Here is a 20,387-nt window from a genome sequence, read left to right as displayed (position 1 = left end):
TTCGGCCGGCCGCTTTGCGAGCGGACGGCGTTCATTCATTGGTGGCGGCCAACACCTCTTCCAAGGTGGTGACACCGACGCGGACCTTCACCAGTCCCGACTGGCGCAGATCGCGCACGCCTTCCGCCTGGGCCTGGACGGCGATGTCCATCGACGTTCCCTCGGACAGGATGATGCGTTGAATCGCCTCGGTGATGGGCATCACTTGGTAAAGGCCGACCCGGCCCCGATACCCATTGTTGCAACTGGAGCAACCGACGGCGCGATAGGGCTTCCAGCTGCCGTCCAAGTCTTCCTCGACGAAGCCGCCGCGTAGCAAGGCTTCGCGCGGGTACTCGGCCGGGGCCTTGCAGTGCTCGCACAGGCGGCGCACGAGGCGCTGTGCGGTGATCAGCAGCACGCTGGAGGCGATGTTGAAGGGTGCCACGCCCATATTCAGCAGCCGGGTCAGCGTGGTCGGCGCGTCATTGGTGTGCAGTGTCGACATCACCATATGGCCGGTTTGCGCGGCCTTGATCGCAATATCGGCCGTCTCCAGATCGCGGATCTCACCGACCATGATGATGTCCGGATCCTGGCGCAAAAAGGACTTCAAGGCAGCAGCAAAAGTCAGGCCGGCCTTGTCGTTGACATTGACCTGGTTGATGCCGGGCAGGTTGATTTCGGCCGGATCTTCCACCGTCGAGATGTTGACGCCCGGCTGATTCAGAATGTTCAGGCAGGTGTAGAGCGAGACGGTCTTGCCCGAGCCGGTCGGGCCGGTGACCAGCACCATGCCATAGGGGCGCTGGATGCAGGCCATCAGCCGGTCCTTCTCGATCTTCTCGTAGCCCAGGGCCTCGATGCCCAGCTTGGCTGAGGACGAGTCGAGAATCCGGATCACGATTTTCTCGCCGAACAGGGTCGGGAGGGTGCTGATGCGGAAGTCGATCGACTTGGCGCCGAACTTGAGCTTCATCCGGCCGTCCTGCGGCACCCGGCGTTCCGCAATGTCGAGTCGAGAAATCACTTTGATGCGAGAGGACAGCTTGTCCTTGATCGCGATCGGCGGCTGGGTGATCTCTCGCAGCTCACCGTCGACCCGAAAGCGCACCCGGTAGTGGTATTCATAGGGCTCGAAGTGCAGGTCCGAGGCCCGCATATTGATCGCGTCGACCAGCATCTTCTGCAGAAAACGCACGACGGGCGCGTCTTCCACATCGGCGATGTCGGCGGCCGACTCCTGCGCTGCGCTGCTGTCTTCCTCGGCGATATCGAAATCAACGTCGCCGCCGGCAATGGCGTCCAGCGTCTCGGCCGCCGTGGCTGCCGAGCCCTGCAGCATCTTGGTGAGCTTGTCGTACTCGACGATCACCCACTCGGGCGCCAACTGGGTGGCGAACTTGATCCTCTCGACCACTTCCTGATCGGTCGGGTCGGCGCCGCCGATGAAAAGCCGGTTGCCGCGCCGCCCCAGGACGACGACCTGGTACTGCTGCGCCAGCTTGTTGTCGATCACATTGCTGGGCATGCGCTGTGGATCCATCGCATTCAGATCCAGCACCGGCAGGGCCAGCGCGAGCGACAGCGTATGGGCCAGATCCGTTGGCGAGACTGCATTGGCCGCCATCACCGACGAGACAAAGCTGATCTTCTTCTCGCGCGCCTGGCGCGCCAGGTCTTCGGCAGTCTTGACGGGCAGCTTGCCGGCGTGCACGAGCACGCGCGCGACGCCGGACAGCGCGGAATGAGGCGGCTCGATCAGAGTGGTGTCCACGGGCTTTGGTAGTGACGGGCAGCAGGGCGGGTCGAAAGATCCGCCATCTCAGCAGCTCATCTTCTCGCAAGGATTTCACACTGTAAACCGAGTGAAAGCCTGGAAAAGCCTGTCAGTCGTGTGCAAGCTCACGCTTCGGGGACCGAGACGGGCAAACTGATGCGTGCAAGCATCACCGCAGGCGCACCGTGACATGGCGCCGCTTGCAGCAATTAACTCTGTAGGAGATTTGGAAGGGGCCATCATGGCCCTCAATATCTTGGCGCGCTGGCGATGCGCGCAGCGGCAAAAAATTGGTCGGGGTGAGAGGATTCGAACCTCCGGCCTCTACGTCCCGAACGTAGCGCTCTACCAGGCTAAGCTACACCCCGATTTTTTGAACTTCTGCTTGAGGGGCTCAAGCGTTCAAGCTTCGATCTACCGCAAATCCTTAGAAGGACCTGTCAACTGACCGAGCACAAAATTCTAGCAGAGCTTCGCGCCAAATTGAAGGGGGGAGCAAATTTAAACATTCGCGGGCGTGCTCGGCCTCGCGACGGGCGGCCTCGCGAGTGGCTTCCAGGGCGCCAGTGCTGCGCACGATCTTGACGATGTCGCTGAGGCCTTGGACCTCGCCATGTTCGATGGCGTGGCGTATCAGGGAGCGCTCTGCCGGCTGGCAGCGCTCCATGGCGATCAGCAGCGGCAGCGTGGGCTTGCCCTCGCGCAGATCGTCGCCGACGTTTTTGCCCAGTGCGCTCGGGTCGCCCTCGTAATCGAGGACGTCGTCGATCAACTGGAAGGCGGTGCCCAGTGCTCGGCCATAGCCGGCGCAAGCCTCTTCGATCTCCGGTGTGCTTTGGGCCAGCACGGCGCCTAGTCTTGCACTGGCCTCGAACAGCTTGGCGGTCTTGTAGCGGATCACGCGCAGATAGCGATCCACCGCAACATCCGGGTCATGCATATTCATCAGCTGCAAGACCTCGCCTTCGGCGATCACATTGGTGGCTTCGGCCAGCACCTCCAGCACACGCATGCGGTTCACCGAGACCATCATCTGGAAGGCTCGCGAGTAGAGGAAGTCGCCCACCAGCACGCTGGCGGCATTGCCGAACAGTGCATTGGCCGTCTGCTTGCCGCGGCGCAGCGATGATTCGTCGACCACATCGTCATGCAGCAGCGTGGCTGTATGAATGAACTCGACCACGGCCGCCATCTCAAAGCGCTCGTGCTTGTCGAAGCCCAGTGCATTGGCAAACAGCAGGACCAGTTTGGGTCGCATCCGCTTGCCGCCGGCATGCACGATGTAGCCGGCGATCTGATTGATCAGGGCCACATCGGAGGTCAGTCGCTGCGCGATGACGGCATCAACCTCACGCATTTCGGCGTCCAGTTTGGCTTGAACCTCGGCGACGGGGGAGGGGGACGAGGCGGACGCAGCGTGCACACTCAGCTCTCTGTTTGGCGAAGCCGGGATTATAGGAACAGCCGGGGCTTGCCCGGAGTCCGGTGTGATCTCGCGGCAGCGGCGGTGGACCGGTCTTGGTGTTTTCCCCGGTGCATGCTACACTCGCGGGCTCTGCGCCGTTACGGTGCGGGGTTTGAGGCTTGCGCGCACTCGCTTTGCGGGTGCTGGCAAGTGGGTTTTATTGAAAGGGCTGATATGTACGCGGTCATAAAAACCGGTGGCAAGCAATACAAAGTTGCTGCTGGCGAAAAGATCAAGGTAGAACAGATTGCTGCGGATGTTGGCCAAGAGATTGTGATCGACCAGATTCTGGCTGTCGGAAACGGCGCTGAATTGAAGATCGGCACTCCCTTGGTTGCTGGCGCAAGCATTACCGCCACGGTTGTGGCTCACGGTAGGCACGACAAAGTGCGCATCTTCAAGCTGCGCCGTCGTAAGCACTACAAGAAGAGTCAAGGCCATCGCCAGAACTTCACCGAGCTGGAAATCAGCGCGGTGAATGGCTGATCGATAGTCGATTCTTCTTCGCCAACAGTTTCAAGGAGCTAATCCATGGCACAGAAAAAGGGCGGCGGTTCCACACGGAACGGCCGCGACTCCAAACCTAAGATGTTGGGTGTGAAGGCCTTCGGCGGCCAGACCATCTCGGCAGGTTCCATCATCGTGCGTCAGCGCGGCACCAAGTTCCATCCCGGCACCAATGTCGGTATCGGCAAGGACCACACGCTGTTTGCACTGGTCGACGGCCAAGTGTCGTTCGCCATCAAGGGTGAGAAGAGCCGTCAAACGGTGTTCGTCACGCCGGTCTGATTGACCGCGTGTATCGCTGGCGGCAGCGCTGCAGCCGTTCGCCAGCGACCTGAAGCCCCGGCTCGCCGGGGCTTTTGCTTTTTGAGGCTGCGGCAGCGGGCGAGGTCGCAACAGGCCTTGCCTTACCATAGCCCTCAAAAGGCGCAGACAAGCATATGAAGTTCGTAGACGAAGCCACCATCGATATCGTGGCCGGCAATGGTGGTGCCGGTTGTGCGAGCTTTCGCCGCGAGAAATTCATCCCCTTCGGTGGACCCGATGGCGGTGATGGCGGTCGCGGCGGCAGCGTGTGGGCGGTCGGCGATGTCAATCTGAACACGCTGATCGACTACCGTTACGCACGCCGCCACGAGGCCCGCAACGGCGAGGCTGGCCGCGGCTCCGATCAGTATGGCGCGGCTGCCGACGACATCGTGCTGCGCATGCCGGTCGGCACCATCATCAAGGATCTCGAGACCGACACGGTCATCGCCGAGCTGATCGAGCCGGGCGAGAAGATGCTGCTGGCCAAGGGTGGTGACGGCGGCTTCGGCAATCTGCATTTCAAGACCAGCACCAATCGCGCACCGCGTCAGAAGACGCCGGGCTGGCCCGGTGAAGCCAAGAAGCTCAAGCTGGAACTGCGCGTGCTGGCCGATGTCGGCCTGCTTGGGCAGCCCAATGCCGGCAAGTCGACGCTGATCACGGCCGTCTCCAACGCCCGCCCGAAGATCGCCGACTACCCCTTCACGACCCTGCATCCGAATCTGGGTGTGGTGCGCGTCGCGCCGGAGAAGAGTTTCGTCGTCGCCGACATCCCCGGCCTGATCGAGGGCGCGTCCGAAGGTGCCGGTCTGGGTCATCAGTTCCTGCGGCATCTGCAGCGCACCCGCCTGCTGCTGCATGTGGTCGACCTGGCGCCTTTCGATCCCGAGGTCGATCCGGTCGTTGAGGCCAAGGCCATCGTCAACGAGTTGAAGAAGTACGACGAATCGCTCTACAACAAGCCGCGCTGGCTGGTGCTGAACAAGCTGGATATGGTGCCCGAAGACGAGCGTGCCAAGCGCGTGAAGGACTTCGTCAAGCGCTACAAATGGAAGGGTCCGGTGTTCGAGATCTCGGCGCTGACCCGCGAGGGCTGCCAGCCTTTGATCCACGCGATCTATGACCATGTGGCGGCCGAGCAGCGCGTCATCGTCGAGCCGGATATCCGCTTCACGCCGGCGGAGGGTGGCGAGCAGGAGCAGGCATGAGCGGCCATGCGCTGAAGGACGCGCGCCGCATCGTCGTCAAGGTCGGCTCCAGCCTGGTCACCAATGAGGGCCGTGGTGTCGACGCCGAAGCCATCGGCAACTGGTGCCGGCAGCTGGCCGCGCTGGCGGGCCAGGGGCGCGAACTGGTGATGGTGTCCAGCGGCGCCATCGCCGAAGGCATGAAGCGCCTGGGCTGGGCCACCCGACCCAAGGAGATCCACGAACTGCAGGCTGCGGCCGCCGTCGGTCAGATGGGACTGGCCCAGATGTACGAGACCAAGCTGCGCGAGCAGGGCATGGGTAGTGCCCAGGTCTTGCTGACGCATGCCGACCTGGCCGACCGCGAACGCTATCTGAACGCGCGTTCGACCCTGCTGACCCTGCTGCAGCACCGCGTGCTGCCGGTCATCAACGAGAACGACACCGTCGTCAACGACGAGATCAAGTTCGGTGACAACGACACCTTGGGGGCCCTGGTGGCCAATCTGGTCGAGGCCGATGCGCTGGTGATACTGACCGATCAGAAGGGCCTGTACTCGGCCGACCCGCGCAAGGATCCGAATGCCCGCTTCATCGACGAGGCCGTGGCCGGTACGCCCGAGCTGGAGCTGATGGCCGGCGGTGCCGGCTCATCGCTGGGCCGCGGCGGCATGATCACCAAGATCCTGGCTGCCAAGCGCGCGGCCGGCTCGGGCGCCAGCACCGTGATTGCCTGGGGTCGCGAGCCCGATGTGCTGCTGCGCCTGGCCGCAGGCGAGGCCATAGGCACGGCCCTGCTGGCCAGCACGCCGAAGCTGGCGGCGCGCAAGCAGTGGATGGTGGACCATCTGCAGATGCGCGGCGCTGTCACGGTGGATGCCGGTGCGGCGCTCAAGCTGCGCGAGGCCGGCAAGAGCCTGTTGCCCATCGGTGTCGTCGAGGTGCAGGGCGAATTCCATCGGGGCGATGTGATCGCGGTGCGCGATCCGGCCGGGCAGGAGCTGGCCCGCGGCCTGACCAACTACTCCAGCGCCGAGGCGCGCCTGATCGCGCGCAAGGCCTCCGGTGAGTTCGAGCGCCTGCTCGGCTATGCCGCCGAGCCGGAGCTGATCCACCGGGACAATCTGGTGCTGGTCTGACAGCAGCGGGGCTTCAGTCGCCCTCGGTGCTGGTCTCCGGCGGCGGGGCGCAAGGGTCGGGCTGGGCGGCCGGGCCCGAATCGCGATGCTGCGGCCGCATGCCCGCGCGCAGATAGCGGTTGTGGTGGTTGATACGCGGCAGATAGCGGGCCAGCTCGGTCAGCGCCATCTGGTAGACGCCGCGCTTGAACTCGATCACGGCTTCCAGCGGCACCCAGTAGTCATTCCAACGCCAGGCATCGAACTCCGGATGGTCGGTGGCGCGCAGATTCATATCGCAGTCGCGACCCATCAGCTGCAGCAGAAACCAGATCTGCTTTTGCCCGCGATAGTGGCCGCGCGCATCGCGGCGGATGAAGTGCTCGGGCACCTCGTAGCGCAGCCAGTCGCGGGTGCGCGCGACGATACGCACATGGTCGGGCAGCAGCCCCACTTCCTCGTGGAGCTCTCGAAACATCGCCTGCTCAGGCGTCTCACCATGCTTGATGCCCCCTTGCGGGAACTGCCAGGAATGGGTGCGGATGCGCTTGCCCCAGAACACTTCATTCCTGTGGTTGAGCAGGATGATGCCGACGTTGGGCCGGAAGCCTTCACGGTCGAGCATAATCAACCTCAAATCTTTAGTTAGATCGATTATTGCATTGGGCCGCCCTCCGGGCATTACCCTCGCTAACCCTCACACCTTTTGACTCTGCTTGGCCTCGGGCCAGGCCCCGCTCTTGCCATGAAAGCCAGCCAGTTCTTTGTCTCGACCTTGAAAGAAGCGCCCGCCGATGCCGAGGTCGTCAGCCACAAGCTGATGATGCGCGCCGGCATGATCAAGCGACTCGGCGCCGGCATCTACAACTACATGCCGATGGGGCTGCGGGTGATCCGCAAGGTCGAGGGCATCATCCGCGAGGAGATGAACCGCGCCGGCGCGGTCGAGCTGCTGATGCCGGTGGTCCAGCCGGCCGAGCTGTGGCAGGAGACCGGCCGCTTCGACAAGATGGGCCCCGAGCTGCTGCGCGTGAAGGATCGCCATGATCGCGACTTCATCATCCAGCCGACCAGCGAAGAGGTGATCACCGATATCGCCCGCCAGGAGCTGCGCAGCTACAAGCAGCTGCCGAAGAATTTCTATCACATCCAGACCAAGTTCCGCGACGAGCGCCGCCCGCGCTTCGGCATCATGCGGGGTCGCGAGTTCACGATGAAGGACGCCTACTCCTTCGACCGCGATGTCGAGTCGGCCGGCCGCAGCTACGAGACCATGTACGGCGCCTACTGCAAGATCTTTGATCGCCTGGGCCTGCAGTACCGTGCCGTGGCGGCCGATACCGGCGCCATCGGCGGCGACCGTTCGCACGAGTTCCAGGTCATTGCCGATACCGGCGAAGACGCCATCGTCTACTGCCCGACCAGCGACTTCGCGGCCAATATCGAGCTGGCCGAGGCCGTGGCCTTGCTGGCCGCACGTGGCGCGGCCACCCAGCCGCTGAGCAAGACGCCGACGCCGGGCAAGAGCACCTGCGCCGACGTGGCCGAGCTGCTGGCCTTGCCGCTGGCGCAGACCGTCAAGTCCCTGGTGCTGGCCACCGACGAACTGGACGACAAGGGCGACATCAAGAAGTCCACTGTTTGGCTGCTGCTGCTGCGCGGCGATCACGACTTGAACGAGGTCAAGGCCGGCAAGCTCGAGGGCATGAAGGCCGGTTTCCGGTTCGCCACCGTGGCCGAGATCGAGGAGCACTTCGGCTGCAAGCCCGGCTATCTGGGCCCGATCGGCTTGAAGAAGCCGGTCAAGATCGTCGCCGACCGCACCGTCGCCCATATGGCCGACTTCGTCTGCGGCGCCAACGAGGCCGACTTCCACTACACCGGTGCCAACTGGGGCCGCGACCTGCCCGAGCCCGATCTGGTGGCCGATATCCGCAATGTCGTGGTCGGTGACCCGTCACCGGATGGCCAGGGTGTGCTGGCCATCCAGCGCGGCATCGAGGTCGGCCATGTGTTCTATCTGGGCACCAAATACTCGCTGGCGATGAACGCCAACTACCTCGACGAGACCGGCAAGCCCAAGCCGATGGAGATGGGCTGCTACGGCATCGGCGTGACCCGCATCCTGGGCGCGGCCATCGAGCAGAACCATGATGAGCGCGGCATCATCTGGCCGGATTCGATCGCCCCGTTCACCGTCGTCCTCTGCCCGATCGGCATGGATCGCAGCGAGGAGGTCAAGGCCGCCGCGACGCAGCTGCATGATGAACTGCAAGCGCTCGGTGTCGATGTGCTGCTGGATGACCGTGGCGAGCGCCCGGGTGCGATGTTTGCCGACTGGGAACTGGTCGGCGTGCCGCATCGTGTGGTGCTGTCGGATCGCGGGCTCAAGGAGGGGCAGGTCGAATACCAGGGCCGCCGCGATGCCGAGGCCACGAAGCTGGCGCTGAGCGAGGTGCTCGGCCATCTGAAGGGCAAGCTCAAGCTTTGAGCGAGCTGCATCGACGCGCTCTGCTGCTGGGCGCGCTGCTGGCGCTGCCCGGCGGGCGGGCGCTGGCGGGTGCCCAGGTCGAGGAACCGCTGGCCGATGCGGTGCGCTCGGCCTTGTCGGCGGCCATCGCCAACAGCGCGCCGCCCAAGCCTCGTTTCGAGCGGGTCGAGGACCGGCTGGCCTATCTGCGCTGGCTGGGCGAAATGAGCGAGCGGCTCAAGCGCCGGCTCTCGGAGAGCCTGACCCGCATCGAGTTTCTCGAGACCCTGTGGTACGAGAGCAAGCGTGCGGGGCTGGATCCGGCCCTGGTGCTGGGGCTGGTGCAGGTCGAGAGCGGCTTCCGCAAATACGCGATCAGCTCGGCCGGTGCGCGCGGCTACATGCAGATCATGCCCTTCTGGGCGCGCCTGATCGGCGATGGCCAGGCCTCCCGGCTCTTCCATATGCAGACCAATCTGCGCTTCGGCTGCGTGATCCTGCGCCACTATCTGGACCGCGAGCGCGGCGATATGTTTCTGGCGCTGGGCCGCTACAACGGCAGCCGTGGCCGGGCCGAATACCCGAACGCGGTGTTTGGCAACCGCAAGCGCTGGTTGATGCCCGGGGAAGTCTAGGCCTTCAGCCCCGTCCAGGCCTTGGGCGTGGCGCCGGCCACGCCGGCCAGCTCCAGCACCCGCTCTGCGCTTTCGTTCACCAATTCCTCGATGCTTTGCGGGTGGTGATAGAAGGCCGGCAGCGGCGGGAAGACGATGCCGCCCATCTCGGTGACGGCCGTCATATTGCGCAGATGCGCTAGGTTGAAGGGCGTCTCGCGCACCATCAGGATCAGGCGGCGGCGCTCCTTGAGTGTCACATCGGCGGCGCGCGTCAGCAGATTGTCGCCAAAGCCATGGGCGATGGCCGCCAGGCTCTTCATCGAGCAGGGGGCGATCACCATCGCGGCCGTGGCGAAGCTACCGCTGGCCACGCAAGCGCCGACATCGCCCGGCGCATAGGAGAAGGAGGCCTCGGCCTCCAGCGCCTTGCGGTCCAGCCCGAGCTCATGGTGCACATTGAGCACGCCGGCGGGCGTGACGATCAGATGCGTCTCCAGGCCCAGCTCTCGGCCGCGGCGCAGCAGTCGCAGCCCGTAGGCCGCGCCGGTGGCGCCGGTGATACCGACGACCAGCCTCTGCCCGATCATTGTGCGGGCGTCAGCACCTGCTGCAGCTCGCCGGCCTGGTACATCTCCATCATGATGTCCGAGCCGCCGACGAACTCGCCGTTGACATAGAGCTGCGGGATGGTCGGCCAGTTGGCATAGTCCTTGATGCCCTGGCGCACGGCCTCGTCCTCCAGCACATTGAAGGTCTTCAGATCGCTGACACCGCAGGCCTTCAGGATCTGGATCGCGCGGCCCGAGAAGCCGCACATCGGGAACTGCGCCGTGCCCTTCATGAACAGCACGACCCGGTTGTTCTTGACCAAGTCGTCAATGCGTTGCTGTACGTCGCTCATATCGTCTCGCCTGAAGTGGTGGAAAGCGCGCCGGCTCCGAGCCGGCGCATGCTGCCTATTATCGGCGAGGGCCGCGATGCCTGCCGGCCCGAGGCTTTGCCTGCTCAGTAGCTGTAGCTCAGGCCCAGTTGCAGCACGGGCCGCAAGCGCATGTCCATCAGCAGGTCTTCCAGGCTCTGCGAGCCCTGCGAGCTGCGGCCCAGGCGCAGCTCATCGCGAGGACTTGACTTGGTCAGCCCGAGATCGGCGCTGAAGCCCCAGCCGCCACGCAGCGACTGGCCGGTGTAGCCGATGCCCAGGTAGGAGCGGGCATGGCCGGGATCGATGCCGGGGGGTAGCGCGCCGCCGAACAGGCTGACGCTGCGCTGGCCCACAGCCAGGCTCTGGCCCAGGCCGAGCGAGCTGTGGCCCAGCGCCAGGCCGCCGCTGCTTTGCGACAGCGTCGGCGAACCCATCAGCAGGCCGCCGGTGGCGCGCAGGCCGCCCTGGGTGTGGGGGCCCAGCAGCGATCCGGTCAGGTAGTAGTCGCCCAGCAGATTGGCGCTGAGCACCCGCGAACTCCCGCTCAGGCTGTCCAGCTGGCTCAGCTGGACGCGGGTCTGCCAACGCAAGGAGCCCATCTCGGGGACCTTGATCTTCAGGCCTTCAGCATGGGCGGAAGCGCCGGCCATCAGCAGCAGGGCCAATGGCAGCATCAGCCAGCGCGGGTTCGCGGCAAGGACATGGGCGACGGTACTCATGGCGACCTCCTCGTAAGCTGGCGCCTGAGGTCCAGGCGCAACTGATGCTAACCCGGTCGGCGCAAGTCTGCAGACCGAACTGAGGCGCTATGGGCCGGCAAATGTGGCTTTTTGGACAGTGTCAGTCCGGCCAGCGCCCGCCGCTGACCCGGGGCTGGCCGCCGAGGTCGCGACGGCACTCGATCCGCTCGAAACCGCGGGTCGCCAAGGCCTGGCCGACCGCCTCGGCCTGGTCGTAGCCATGCTCCAGCAAGAGCCAGGCACCGGGCCGCAGATGCCCGGGCGCACCGGTGATCAGGGCCTGCAGCGCCGACAGGCCGTCGCCACCGGGCGTCAGCGCGCCCAGCGGTTCGTGACGCAGCGCCGGCAGATGCGGGTCGGCGCCGGCGATATAGGGCGGGTTGCTGACGATCAGGTCGAAGCGGCGGCCGGCCAGCGGCTGCCACCAGTCGCCCTGGCAGAAATCGACGGCCTGGCCCAGGGCCTGGGCATTGGCGCGGGCGACGGCCAAGGCGCCGGCGCTGAGATCGACCGCCGTGACGCGGGCCTGCGGGTGTCGGTGCTTGAGCGCCAGCGCGATCGCGCCGCTGCCGGTGCCCAGGTCGACCAGCTCCGGCTGCGCCAGCGCGCCGGCCTGCAGCAACTCCAGCGCCCAATCCACCAGCACCTCGGTATCGGGCCGGGGCACCAGCGTGTCGGCATTGACCCGCAGCCGCAGGCCATGGAACTCCTTGTGCCCGCTCAGATAGGCCAGCGGCACCCCCTGCAGGCGCTGCGCCAGCCAGTCCTCGAATCGACAGGCCTGCTCCGCGCTCAGCAGGTCCTGGTCGTGCGTGATCAGCCAGGCGCGGTCGCGGTCCAGCAACTCGGCGAGCAGCAGCTGCGCCTCGAGCCTATCCAGCCCGCGCTCACGCGCGCGGGTCAGCGCGGCGGCCACGCCCAGGCTCACCGGCCGCCCTCCAGGCTGGCCAGTTGCTCGGCCGCCTGAGCCGCTTGCAGGCCCTGGAAGACGTCGTCCAGATCGCCGTTCATGATGGCGTCCAGCTTGTAGAGCGTCAGATTGATGCGGTGGTCGGTCAGCCGGCCTTGCGGGAAGTTGTAGGTGCGGATGCGATCGCTGCGGTCGCCCGAGCCGATCAGGCTCTTGCGCTGGGCGGCCTCCTTGGCGGCGCGCTCGTTCTTGTCTTTGTCGCGCAGCCGGGCGGCCAGCACGGCCATGGCCTTGGCCTTGTTGCGGTGCTGGCTGCGGTCGTCCTGGCACTCGGCCACCAGACCGGTGGGTAGATGGGTGATGCGGATCGCGCTGTCGGTCTTGTTGACGTGCTGGCCGCCGGCGCCGCTGGCGCGGAAGGTATCGATGCGCAGCTCGGCCGGGTTCAGCTGGATCTCCTCGGCCTCGTCGGGCTCGGGCATCACAGCCACGGTGCAGGCGCTGGTATGGATGCGGCCCTGGCTTTCGGTGGCCGGCACGCGCTGCACGCGATGGCCGCCGGACTCGAACTTCAGCCGGCCATAGACCTGCTCGCCCTCGATGCGCACGACCAATTCCTTGTAGCCGCCCAGGTCGGAGTCGCTGGCCGACAGGATCTCGGTCTTCCAGCCCTGGCGCTCGGCAAAGCGCAGATACATGCGGGCCAGATCGCCGGCAAAGAGGGCCGACTCGTCGCCGCCGGTGCCGGCGCGGATTTCCAGAAAGGCTGGGCGCTCGTCGTCCGGGTCCTTGGGCAGCAGGGCCAGTTGCAGGGTCTCGTGCAGGCGGGCGATGTCGGCCTCGGCCGCCGCGATTTCCTCGCGCGCCATCTCCGCCATATCCGCGTCGGCCAGCATCTCGTGTGCCGTCGCCAGGTCGGCTTCGCGCTGCTGGTACTGGCGATAGTGGCCGACCAGGGTCGAAGCCTCGGACTGTTCCTTGCTCAGCGCGCGGTAGCGCTTCATGTCAGCGGCGACCGAGCCCTCGGCCAGGATGGTGTCCAGCTCGCTCAGGCGATAGGCGAGTCGTTCGAATTGCTGGCGCAGCGAGTCTTTCATTGGGGGAGGGCAGTGGAGCTGAAGGGCCGGCAGCGGCTGCCGGGGCGGGCTTCAGGACCGCTAATGCTCGGCCGATGAGTCGAAACTGCCGCGCGGGCTGCTGCGCAGGAACAGGCGCGAAACGGTCTGCGCCAGCTGCACGCGCTGCTCGCCGTCGCTGGCATGCAGCTCGGCCAGCGCGCCATGCAGCATCTTCTGGGTCAGGCCACGCGACAGCGCTTCCAGCACCGCGTCGACATCCTCGCCGCGCGCCAGCAGCTTGCGGGCCCGCGCGATTTCATGGGCGCGCCACTCGTCGGTCTGCGCGTTCAGGGCCTGGATCAGCGGCACCGTGTGGCGCTGACCCAGCCAGTGGACAAAGCTCTGCACGCCGCTCTCAATGATGGCTTCGGCCTGCTGGACGGCGGCCTGGCGCTTCTCGCCGGCGCTCTGCACCAGGGTCGAGAGATCGTCCACCGTGTAGAGGTAGACATCGTCCAGCTGCGCGACCTCGGGCTCGATATCGCGCGGCACGGCCAGGTCGACCATGAACATCGGCCGGTGCTTGCGGGCCTTCAGCGCGCGCTCGACGGCGCCCAGGCCGATCAGCGGCAGGCTGGAGGCGGTGCAGGAAATCACCGCATCGAATTCGTGCAGACGCTGCGGCAGATCGGCCAGCCGGATCGCCTCGGCGCTCAGATGGCCGGCCAGTTTCTCGCCGCGCTCCAGCGTGCGGTTGGCCACGGCCATGGCCTTGGGTGCCTTGGCGGCGAAATGGGTGGCCACCAGTTCGATCATCTCGCCGGCGCCGACGAACAGCACCTTGATCTTGCTCAGATCCTCGAACAGCTGCGAGGCCAGGCGCACCGAGGCGGCCGCCATGCTGATCGAGTGTGCGCCGATCTCGGTGGAACTGCGCACCTCCTTGGCGACCGAGAAGCTGCGCTGGAACAGCTGGTGCAGCGTGCTGCCCAGGGTGCCGGCCTGGTCGGCCTCGCGCACCGCCTGCTTGAGCTGGCCGAGGATTTGCGGCTCGCCCAGCACCATCGAGTCCAGCCCGCTGGCAACGCGGAAGGCATGGCGCGCGGCGGCGCCGCCTTCCATCACATAAGCATGGTCCAGCAGCGCATTGCTGCCGACACCGCCGACCCGTGCCAGCCAGTCAACGGCCGGCTGCACCATCGCGGCACTACCGGCCACATAGAGCTCGGTACGGTTGCAGGTGGAAAGCAGGGCAGCCTCGGGGCCGGCCGCCGTCTTGCGCGTCTGCCCGCTCTGCAGCTGATCCTTGAAGCCCAGCAAGGTAGGGGCCAGTTGTTCGAGCGAGAACGCAAAACGTCCACGCAGATCCAGCGGCGCGGAGTTGTGATTCAGACCAAGGGCGAACACGCTCATGACGGGATTATAAAATTCGGCGTTCGGCTGTGCCCCGGCGGGGCTGTTATGGGGCGCACATGCGATTGATGCGCATCAATTCCAGGCCACTTTTTCTTCTCTACTCTTTGGCAAGCCGAGGCATATGAATCTGCTGGACGTTGTATGGCACCTGGGCAACTTCCTCGCGCCCGCCTGGTTTGTCGCCGCCCTGACGGCGCTGGGGCTCAAGCTGCTGTGGCGCCGCGAACTCAAGGCCCTGGCCTGGCGCCGCCTGGCGCTGTGGGGGGCGTTGGGCGGTTGCCTGGGTCTGGTCGCGGCCCTGCTGCTATTGGGCCGGGACGGCAAGATGCTCGGCTATGGCTTGATGATCGTCTGCATTGCGCTGCCGCAATGGGGGCTCAGCCTTAAGCGTTGATCGGGCGCTGATCAGGCGCTGGCGTCCTCGGTGATCAGGACCTCGGCGCGCAGCGAATGCGCAAAGGCCTGGGTGATGCGCACATCGATCAGCTGATTCATCAGCCGCGGCGCGCCCTTGAAGTTGACGATGCGGTTGCACTCGGTGCGGCCCATCAGTTCGGTTGGGTCCTTGCGGGCATTGCCGGTCACGAGAATGCGCTGGGTCGAGCCGACCATGGTCTCGCTGATCCTGACGGCGTTGGCCTCGATCACGGCCTGCAGCTCCTGCAGGCGGCGGACCTTGACCTCGTAAGGCGTCGTGTCCTCCAGCGCGGCGGCCGGCGTGCCGGGGCGCGGGCTGAAGATGAAGCTGAACGAGGCATCGAAGCCGACCTCGTGCACCAGCTTCATCAGCTTGGCATGGTCGTCCTCGGTCTCGCCGGGGAAGCCGACGATGAAATCGCTGGCGATGCGGATGTCCGGCCGGATCGCGCGCAGCTTGCGAATCGTGCTCTTGAACTCCAGCGCGGTATAGCCGCGCTTCATCGCCATCAGGATGCGGTCGCTGCCATGCTGGACCGGCAGGTGCAGATGGTTCACGAGCTGCGGCACCTTGGCATAGGCCTCGACCAGGCGCTGGCTGAACTCGTTCGGATGGCTGGTAGTGAAGCGCAGGCGCTGGATGCCGGGGATCTCGGCCGCGTATTCGAGCAGCAGGGCTAGGTCGGCGTATTCGCTGGTGTCGCCCATCTTGCCGCGATAGGCATTGACGTTCTGACCCAGCAGATTGATTTCCATCACGCCTTGGTCGGCCAAGCCGGCGATCTCGGTCAGCACATCCTCGAAGGGGCGCGAGACCTCCTCACCGCGGGTGTAGGGCACGACGCAGTAAGAGCAGTACTTGGAGCAGCCTTCCATGATGGAGACGAAGGCGCTGGCGCCCTCGACCTTGGCCGGCGGCAGATTGTCGAACTTCTCGATCTCGGGAAAGCTGATGTCGACCTGCGGGCGGCGCTGCTCGCGGCGGGCCTCCAGCATCTGGGGCAGGCGGTGCAGGGTCTGCGGGCCGAACACCACATCGACATAAGGCGCGCGCTCGATGATGGCCGCACCTTCCTGCGAGGCGACGCAGCCACCGACGCCGATCAGCACACCTTTCTCCTTCAGGTGCTTGACCCGGCCCAGATCGCTGAACACCTTCTCCTGTGCCTTCTCGCGCACCGAGCAGGTGTTGAACAGGATCAGATCGGCCTGCTCGACGTCCTTGGTCTCCTCATAGCCCTGGGCCGCGCCCAGCACATCAGCCATCTTGCCCGAGTCGTACTCGTTCATCTGGCAGCCGAAGGTCTTGATGAATACTTTCTTGCTCATGGCGGCCTCTCTCAGCGCTTGGTCCAGGTCTGTGTGGCCGGCTCGAAGGCCCAGCTCGCGGCTTCTTGCGGCGTGCGGGGCCAGGTCTTGTTGGCCAGCTCGGCCGGGTTCAGCACCCAGACGTCCATCAACATGCCCGACGAAGGCTCGATCGTGTAGTGCACGATGAGCTTCTGGCCGGCGACGCTGGCGGGTTGCAGCAGCAGATGGGTGTCGCTGCGCAGACGGGCACCGGGCGCCAGGCGGGCGGGCTGGCCGTTCAGGCTGACCTGAGGTGTTTGCAAAACCACCAGCTCGCCGCGCAGCGCCTGCACGGGGAAGGGTCGGTGCACCTGGGCCTGGGCCGAGATGCAGACGGTGCTGGCCGCGAAGGCAAGAAGAGCACAGCGGTACATGGTATGTGTCCAGTGGCTGCGTTGATCGGATAAAGCAAAACGGCCCGAGGGTTGCTCGGGCCGTTCACTTATTTTGGTGGCGCTTCAGGGATTCGAACCCCGGACCTGCGGATTATGATTCCGTCGCTCTAACCGGCTGAGCTAAAGCGCCTCAAGCCCGCCATTCTAGCGAGCTTTTGGGAGACAATGCAAGCCCCTCCCGGCATGTTTTTAAAAAATGTGCCTTGCTCTCTAGAGAAGCGTATCGATGTTCAGTTTCTTCAAGAAGAAGGTTGGTTCCGCGCCGGCGCCGGCCGAGGCACCTGTAGTGGCAGTGAATGTGGCGGTGGACGTGGTGGCCGAGCCCGTTGTTGTGCCGCCCCCCGCTGAAGCGCCGCGCAAGAGCTGGCTGGACAAGCTGCGCCAGGGTCTGCGCAAGACCGGCTCCAGCATCGCCCAGGTCTTCACTGGCACGCAGATCGATGACGCGCTGTACGAGGAGCTGGAGGCTGCGCTCTTGATGGCCGATGCCGGCGTCAAGGCCACCGACTTTCTGCTCGAGGATCTGAAGCGCCGCGTCAAGGAGGCCAAGGCCGCCGATCCGGCCGCCGTGCGCGGCCTGCTGATTGAGGCGTTGACCGATCTGCTGCGGCCGCTGGAGAAGCCGCTGGCGGTGGGTCAGCACAGCCCGACCGTGATGATGGTGGTCGGCGTCAATGGCGCCGGCAAGACCACCAGCATCGGCAAGCTGACCCGCCATCTGGCCGACGCCAATGCCAAGGTGCTGCTGGCCGCGGCCGATACCTTCCGCGCGGCGGCGCGCGAGCAGCTGTCGGTCTGGGCCGACCGGGCCCAGGTCGAGATCGTCAGCCAGGAGGGCGGCGACCCCTCGGCCGTGACCTTCGATGCGGTGGTGGCCGGCCGTGCACGCGGCTGTGATGTGGTGCTGGCCGACACCGCCGGCCGCCTGCCGACCCAGCTGCATCTGATGGAGGAGCTCAAGAAGATCAAGCGCACCATCACCAAGGCCCAGGCCGACGCGCCGCACGAAATCCTGCTGGTCGTTGACGGCAATACCGGCCAGAACGCGCTGAGCCAGGTCAAGTCCTTCGACGATGCGCTGGGCCTGACCGGCCTGATCGTCACCAAGCTCGATGGCACGGCCAAGGGCGGGGTGCTGGCGGCGATCGCGCGCGAGCGCGCCATCCCGGTCTATTTCATCGGCGTGGGCGAGAAGCTGGAAGACCTGCAGACCTTTGATGCGGCGGAGTTTGCCCAGGCCCTGCTGGCCTGAGCTCCACTTCCAGGCCGGCCTGCAGCTGCGCGAACTCGCGCGCCAGCCAGTCGGCAAATGCCCGCAGCGGCGCCGCGTCCAGGCGGGCCGGGCTGAGCAGCAGCCGGTACCCATAGCCGGAGTCCAGCGCGGGTGTGTTCGCGCGCAGCAGCCGGCCGCGCTGCAAGTCCTCATGGGCGAGCGCATAGGGCGCCAGCGCGACGCCCAGCCCGGCCGCAGCCGCCTGCACCAGCAGGCCACCATGGCTGTAGGCGCGCGAGAAATCCAGATGGCGAGTCGGCAGGCCCAGCGATGTCAGCAGGCTTAACCAGGCGTCCGGTTCGCCCTCGTGCAGCAGCGGCTGGCGCAGCAGCGCGGCCAACTCGGCCTGCGGGCCGGCCAGGGCCGGGCTGTAGACAGCGACCAGGCGTTCGGCGTAGATGAAGCTGTCCGGGGCGCTGCCTTCCAGGCTTTGGTAGCGCAGCGCCAGATCGCAACCACCGCCGGCCAGATCGGCCAGCTGATCGCTGGCTTCGAGGCGGACATCCAGGGCCGGATGCTGCGCGGTGAAGCCATGCAGCCGCGGCACCAGCCACTTCATCGCCAGCGAATGCGTGGTCGAGACGCGCAGCAGATGCGGGTCCTGGGCCAGGCGCAGTGCCGCCACCTGGGCGCGCAGCTCGGCCAGCGAGCGCCTCACCGTGGCCGCCAGCTCGCGGCCGGCCGGCGTGATCGCGACGTGACGCGGATGCCGTACGAACAGGGCCAACCCCAGCGCCTGCTCCAACTGCTTGATCTGTTGGCTCAGGGCGGCCGGGGTCTTGTGCAGCTCGGCGGCGGCCGCGCGAAAGCCGCCATGGCGGGCCGCCGCTTCGAAGTCGATCAGGCCGGCGAGGCTGGAGAGTTCGGCTGCAGGCATCGTGAGGGCAGGAATTTCTGAGTCTCAGGGCCAGGCATTCTCGCTTTCGTGCGGCTGATATCAAGGGAAAACTTCGGTCATCTACAACTTTCCAGGTTTTCCATGAGTCAATCCATCTTGGTCATCGGCGGTACACGCTATTTCGGCATCCGCCTGGTCGAGGCACTGCTGGCGGCCGGTCACCGGGTCACGCTGGCAACCCGTGGCCGCGCGGCCGACCCCTTTGGCACGCGGCTGCGACGCCTGCGGGTGGACCGGCGCGACGCGGCGGCGATGCGCGCCGTCTTCGATCAGGGCGCGCGCTACGACCTGGTCTATGACCAGATGTGCTACAGCCCGGGCGATGCCGCGATCGCGATCGACTGCTTCGGCGGGCGGGTCGGGCGCTATCTGATGACCTCGACGATAGAAACCTATGACGCGCTGCATGGCCGGGTCCTGCGGCCTTACCGCGAGGCCGACCTGGATCTGGCCGCTGAGCCCATCGATACGGCGTTGCCCTGGACCGATCCGGTCTTTGCCGAGCGCCACTACGGCCGCGGCAAGCGCCAGGCCGAGGCGCTGCTGGCCCGCAGCGGGGCCCGCCTGCCCTGGGCCAGCCTGCGGGTGGGGCATGTGCTGGGTGGGTCGGAGGATTTCACCGGCCGGCTGCGCCAGCATGTCGAGCTGGTGTGGCGCGGCGACGCGCCGCTGCGCCATGCGGCGGCGGCCGGGCTCAGCTCCTTCATCGATGTGCCGGGCGTGGTTGATGTCCTGCTGTGGGCCGGCAGCCAGGATTTCAGGGGGCCGGTCAATGTGGCGGGCGAGGGCTTGTTATCGGCGCCGCTGCTGCAGCAGCGCATCGCGCGCCGGCTCGGGCGGCCGGTGCTGGCCCAGCCGCAGGCAGCGCCGGGGCCACTGGCGTTTGACTACGCCGCTCCGCACGTGATGGACACCGACCGGGCGCGCGCGCTGGGCTGGACCTTCGGGCATAGCGATGCCTGGCTGGATGCCTTGATCGACGCGCATGCCGAGGTGCTGGCGCGCGAGGAGCACGACCATGCTCGCGCCTGAGACCCTGTTTGCCTTCATCTCGGCGGCGCTGCTGGTGATTGCGGTGCCGGGGCCGGCGATGCTGATGGTGCTGGGCCAGCTGCGCCATTCGCGCGTGCGGGCCGTGGCGGCGGTGGCCGGGCTGGTGGTCGGCGATCTGCTGCTGATCTCGGCGGCCGGCCTGGGTCTGGCGACCCTGTTGCGCCAATGGCCGCTGTTGCTGACGGTGCTGCGCTGGGCCGGCGCGGCCTATGTGGGCTGGATGGGCTGGGCCATGCTGCGCGCCGCGCCCGCAGCGGTGGCGGCGCCCGCCGCCGGCGGCTTTCGCGCGGCTCTGCTGCTGACCCTGATCAATCCGAAGCCGGTGCTGTTCTTCGCAGCCTTTTTCCCGTTGTTCCTCGGCGCGGGGCCGCAGCCCTGGCTGCTTGGCTTTCTGGGCCTGGGCCTGCTGTTCGAGCTGCTGAACATCGGCTTCTACGCACTGCTGATTGCCGCCGCCGGACTGCTGGGCGCACGGCTCGGCGGGGCCGGGCGGGGCGCGGGCCTGTGGCTGCAGCGCGGCGGTGGC

Annotated in this window: 22 protein-coding genes and 2 tRNA genes; 10 read left to right on the top strand and 14 right to left on the bottom strand. The window is 66.1% G+C overall.

The window, feature by feature from the left end; translation table 11 throughout:
• Positions 1-31 precede the first annotated feature (31 nt).
• From pilB to PO768_RS18110, 3 genes are all read right to left on the bottom strand, one after another.
• Complete coding sequence (gene pilB, locus PO768_RS18120) at positions 32-1,756, bottom strand: type IV-A pilus assembly ATPase PilB (protein WP_272647161.1); 1,725 nt, start codon at positions 1,754-1,756, stop codon at positions 32-34.
• A gap of 294 nt (positions 1,757-2,050) precedes the next feature.
• A tRNA-Pro gene (locus tag PO768_RS18115) sits at positions 2,051-2,127 on the bottom strand.
• 59 nt (positions 2,128-2,186) lie between these two features.
• Positions 2,187-3,116 carry a polyprenyl synthetase family protein gene (locus PO768_RS18110; protein ID WP_272647160.1) on the bottom strand — a complete coding sequence of 310 codons (930 nt, stop codon included), beginning with the start codon at positions 3,114-3,116 and terminating at the stop codon, positions 2,187-2,189.
• Positions 3,117-3,398: 282 nt separating this feature from the next.
• Between PO768_RS18110 and rplU the strand changes: the two genes are divergently transcribed.
• The 4 genes from rplU to proB all read left to right on the top strand — a co-directional run bounded on the left by rplU (position 3,399) and on the right by proB (position 6,363).
• The gene (gene rplU / locus PO768_RS18105) at positions 3,399-3,710 is read left to right on the top strand and encodes a 50S ribosomal protein L21 (protein WP_137941551.1); all 312 of its coding nucleotides are present in this window, start codon (positions 3,399-3,401) and stop codon (positions 3,708-3,710) included.
• 45 nt (positions 3,711-3,755) lie between these two features.
• Positions 3,756-4,013, top strand: a complete 258-nt coding sequence (rpmA, locus tag PO768_RS18100) for a 50S ribosomal protein L27 (protein ID WP_124447444.1) — start codon at positions 3,756-3,758, stop codon at positions 4,011-4,013.
• A gap of 155 nt (positions 4,014-4,168) precedes the next feature.
• Positions 4,169-5,245: a GTPase ObgE gene (gene obgE / locus PO768_RS18095; protein ID WP_137941552.1), complete on the top strand. Its 1,077-nt coding sequence runs from the start codon at positions 4,169-4,171 to the stop codon at positions 5,243-5,245.
• Positions 5,242-6,363, top strand: coding sequence for a glutamate 5-kinase (gene proB, locus PO768_RS18090; protein ID WP_272647159.1), 1,122 nt, complete (start codon positions 5,242-5,244; stop codon positions 6,361-6,363). Before obgE ends, proB begins: the two co-directional genes overlap by 4 nt.
• A 13-nt stretch (positions 6,364-6,376) precedes the next feature.
• Here the strand turns inward: proB and PO768_RS18085 are convergent, their stop codons facing one another.
• The gene (locus PO768_RS18085) at positions 6,377-6,967 is read right to left on the bottom strand and encodes an RNA pyrophosphohydrolase (protein ID WP_262971270.1); all 591 of its coding nucleotides are present in this window, start codon (positions 6,965-6,967) and stop codon (positions 6,377-6,379) included.
• A gap of 120 nt (positions 6,968-7,087) precedes the next feature.
• Here PO768_RS18085 and PO768_RS18080 point away from each other — a divergent pair, with 120 nt between their 5' ends.
• Positions 7,088-8,833: a proline--tRNA ligase gene (locus PO768_RS18080; RefSeq protein ID WP_269837974.1), complete on the top strand. Its 1,746-nt coding sequence runs from the start codon at positions 7,088-7,090 to the stop codon at positions 8,831-8,833.
• On the top strand, positions 8,830-9,447 hold the full coding sequence (locus PO768_RS18075; protein WP_442953246.1) for a lytic transglycosylase domain-containing protein: 618 nt from the start codon (positions 8,830-8,832) through the stop codon (positions 9,445-9,447). Before PO768_RS18080 ends, PO768_RS18075 begins: the two co-directional genes overlap by 4 nt.
• Here the strand turns inward: PO768_RS18075 and PO768_RS18070 are convergent.
• The 6 genes from PO768_RS18070 to hemA form a co-directional block, all read right to left on the bottom strand.
• Positions 9,444-10,016: a UbiX family flavin prenyltransferase gene (locus PO768_RS18070; RefSeq protein WP_137941556.1), complete on the bottom strand. Its 573-nt coding sequence runs from the start codon at positions 10,014-10,016 to the stop codon at positions 9,444-9,446. The two genes, PO768_RS18075 and PO768_RS18070, sit on opposite strands and share 4 nt — an antisense overlap.
• Positions 10,013-10,330 carry a Grx4 family monothiol glutaredoxin gene (gene grxD / locus PO768_RS18065; RefSeq protein WP_137941557.1) on the bottom strand — a complete coding sequence of 106 codons (318 nt, stop codon included), beginning with the start codon at positions 10,328-10,330 and terminating at the stop codon, positions 10,013-10,015. Before grxD ends, PO768_RS18070 begins: the two co-directional genes overlap by 4 nt.
• A 104-nt stretch (positions 10,331-10,434) precedes the next feature.
• Positions 10,435-11,070 carry a hypothetical protein gene (locus PO768_RS18060; protein ID WP_272647158.1) on the bottom strand — a complete coding sequence of 212 codons (636 nt, stop codon included), beginning with the start codon at positions 11,068-11,070 and terminating at the stop codon, positions 10,435-10,437.
• A gap of 121 nt (positions 11,071-11,191) precedes the next feature.
• On the bottom strand, positions 11,192-12,019 hold the full coding sequence (gene prmC, locus PO768_RS18055; RefSeq protein ID WP_442953245.1) for a peptide chain release factor N(5)-glutamine methyltransferase: 828 nt from the start codon (positions 12,017-12,019) through the stop codon (positions 11,192-11,194).
• Positions 12,016-13,098, bottom strand: coding sequence for a peptide chain release factor 1 (prfA, locus tag PO768_RS18050; RefSeq protein ID WP_272647157.1), 1,083 nt, complete (start codon positions 13,096-13,098; stop codon positions 12,016-12,018). Before prfA ends, prmC begins: the two co-directional genes overlap by 4 nt.
• A 60-nt stretch (positions 13,099-13,158) precedes the next feature.
• Entirely contained in the window at positions 13,159-14,472 is a 1,314-nt protein-coding gene (gene hemA, locus PO768_RS18045; protein ID WP_272647156.1) for a glutamyl-tRNA reductase, read from the bottom strand.
• Positions 14,473-14,596: 124 nt separating this feature from the next.
• On the opposite strand from hemA, the gene PO768_RS18040 reads away from it, so the two are divergent.
• Positions 14,597-14,869, top strand: coding sequence for a hypothetical protein (locus PO768_RS18040; protein WP_137941561.1), 273 nt, complete (start codon positions 14,597-14,599; stop codon positions 14,867-14,869).
• Positions 14,870-14,880: 11 nt separating this feature from the next.
• Here the strand turns inward: PO768_RS18040 and miaB are convergent, their stop codons facing one another.
• The 3 genes from miaB to PO768_RS18025 all read right to left on the bottom strand — a co-directional run bounded on the left by miaB (position 14,881) and on the right by PO768_RS18025 (position 16,767).
• Positions 14,881-16,221 (bottom strand): tRNA (N6-isopentenyl adenosine(37)-C2)-methylthiotransferase MiaB, encoded by a 1,341-nt coding sequence (gene miaB / locus PO768_RS18035; RefSeq protein ID WP_272647155.1) that lies wholly within the window; start codon positions 16,219-16,221, stop codon positions 14,881-14,883.
• Positions 16,222-16,232: 11 nt separating this feature from the next.
• Positions 16,233-16,616 carry a hypothetical protein gene (locus tag PO768_RS18030; protein WP_137941563.1) on the bottom strand — a complete coding sequence of 128 codons (384 nt, stop codon included), beginning with the start codon at positions 16,614-16,616 and terminating at the stop codon, positions 16,233-16,235.
• Positions 16,617-16,690: 74 nt separating this feature from the next.
• A tRNA-Met gene (locus tag PO768_RS18025) sits at positions 16,691-16,767 on the bottom strand.
• 96 nt (positions 16,768-16,863) lie between these two features.
• Here PO768_RS18025 and ftsY point away from each other — a divergent pair.
• Positions 16,864-17,889, top strand: coding sequence for a signal recognition particle-docking protein FtsY (gene ftsY, locus PO768_RS18020; protein ID WP_272647154.1), 1,026 nt, complete (start codon positions 16,864-16,866; stop codon positions 17,887-17,889).
• Here ftsY and PO768_RS18015 read toward each other — a convergent pair.
• Positions 17,813-18,787 carry a LysR substrate-binding domain-containing protein gene (locus PO768_RS18015; RefSeq protein WP_272647153.1) on the bottom strand — a complete coding sequence of 325 codons (975 nt, stop codon included), beginning with the start codon at positions 18,785-18,787 and terminating at the stop codon, positions 17,813-17,815. The genes ftsY and PO768_RS18015 overlap by 77 nt on opposite strands.
• A gap of 102 nt (positions 18,788-18,889) precedes the next feature.
• Here PO768_RS18015 and PO768_RS18010 point away from each other — a divergent pair, with 102 nt between their 5' ends.
• Together PO768_RS18010 and PO768_RS18005 are read left to right on the top strand one after the other, a co-directional pair.
• A complete protein-coding gene (locus tag PO768_RS18010) occupies positions 18,890-19,840 on the top strand; it encodes an NAD-dependent epimerase/dehydratase family protein (RefSeq protein WP_272647152.1) in 951 nt (316 codons plus the stop codon).
• Positions 19,827-20,387, top strand: a 561-nt coding sequence (locus PO768_RS18005) for a LysE family translocator (protein ID WP_272647151.1), incomplete at its 3' end; no start/stop codon positions are given. The genes PO768_RS18010 and PO768_RS18005, both read left to right, overlap by 14 nt.

Source organism: Paucibacter sp. XJ19-41 (assembly GCF_028462495.1).
GTDB lineage: Bacteria > Pseudomonadota > Gammaproteobacteria > Burkholderiales > Burkholderiaceae_C > Roseateles_E.
This window is presented reverse-complemented; position numbering and strand designations above follow the sequence as displayed.

Excerpts from the sequence above, each read along its gene's own strand:
- PO768_RS18110 (WP_272647160.1), bottom strand. The coding sequence starts at position 3,116 with ATGCGTGAGGTTGATGCCGTCATCGCGCAGCGACTGACCTCCGATGTG.
- rplU (WP_137941551.1), top strand. The coding sequence starts at position 3,399 with ATGTACGCGGTCATAAAAACCGGTGGCAAGCAATACAAAGTTGCTGCT.
- rpmA (WP_124447444.1), top strand. The coding sequence starts at position 3,756 with ATGGCACAGAAAAAGGGCGGCGGTTCCACACGGAACGGCCGCGACTCC.
- obgE (WP_137941552.1), top strand. The coding sequence starts at position 4,169 with ATGAAGTTCGTAGACGAAGCCACCATCGATATCGTGGCCGGCAATGGT.
- proB (WP_272647159.1), top strand. The coding sequence starts at position 5,242 with ATGAGCGGCCATGCGCTGAAGGACGCGCGCCGCATCGTCGTCAAGGTC.
- PO768_RS18085 (WP_262971270.1), bottom strand. The coding sequence starts at position 6,967 with ATGCTCGACCGTGAAGGCTTCCGGCCCAACGTCGGCATCATCCTGCTC.
- PO768_RS18080 (WP_269837974.1), top strand. The coding sequence starts at position 7,088 with ATGAAAGCCAGCCAGTTCTTTGTCTCGACCTTGAAAGAAGCGCCCGCC.
- PO768_RS18070 (WP_137941556.1), bottom strand. The coding sequence starts at position 10,016 with ATGATCGGGCAGAGGCTGGTCGTCGGTATCACCGGCGCCACCGGCGCG.
- grxD (WP_137941557.1), bottom strand. The coding sequence starts at position 10,330 with ATGAGCGACGTACAGCAACGCATTGACGACTTGGTCAAGAACAACCGG.
- PO768_RS18060 (WP_272647158.1), bottom strand. The coding sequence starts at position 11,070 with ATGAGTACCGTCGCCCATGTCCTTGCCGCGAACCCGCGCTGGCTGATG.
- prfA (WP_272647157.1), bottom strand. The coding sequence starts at position 13,098 with ATGAAAGACTCGCTGCGCCAGCAATTCGAACGACTCGCCTATCGCCTG.
- hemA (WP_272647156.1), bottom strand. The coding sequence starts at position 14,472 with ATGAGCGTGTTCGCCCTTGGTCTGAATCACAACTCCGCGCCGCTGGAT.
- PO768_RS18040 (WP_137941561.1), top strand. The coding sequence starts at position 14,597 with ATGAATCTGCTGGACGTTGTATGGCACCTGGGCAACTTCCTCGCGCCC.
- miaB (WP_272647155.1), bottom strand. The coding sequence starts at position 16,221 with ATGAGCAAGAAAGTATTCATCAAGACCTTCGGCTGCCAGATGAACGAG.
- PO768_RS18030 (WP_137941563.1), bottom strand. The coding sequence starts at position 16,616 with ATGTACCGCTGTGCTCTTCTTGCCTTCGCGGCCAGCACCGTCTGCATC.
- ftsY (WP_272647154.1), top strand. The coding sequence starts at position 16,864 with ATGTTCAGTTTCTTCAAGAAGAAGGTTGGTTCCGCGCCGGCGCCGGCC.
- PO768_RS18015 (WP_272647153.1), bottom strand. The coding sequence starts at position 18,787 with ATGCCTGCAGCCGAACTCTCCAGCCTCGCCGGCCTGATCGACTTCGAA.
- PO768_RS18010 (WP_272647152.1), top strand. The coding sequence starts at position 18,890 with ATGAGTCAATCCATCTTGGTCATCGGCGGTACACGCTATTTCGGCATC.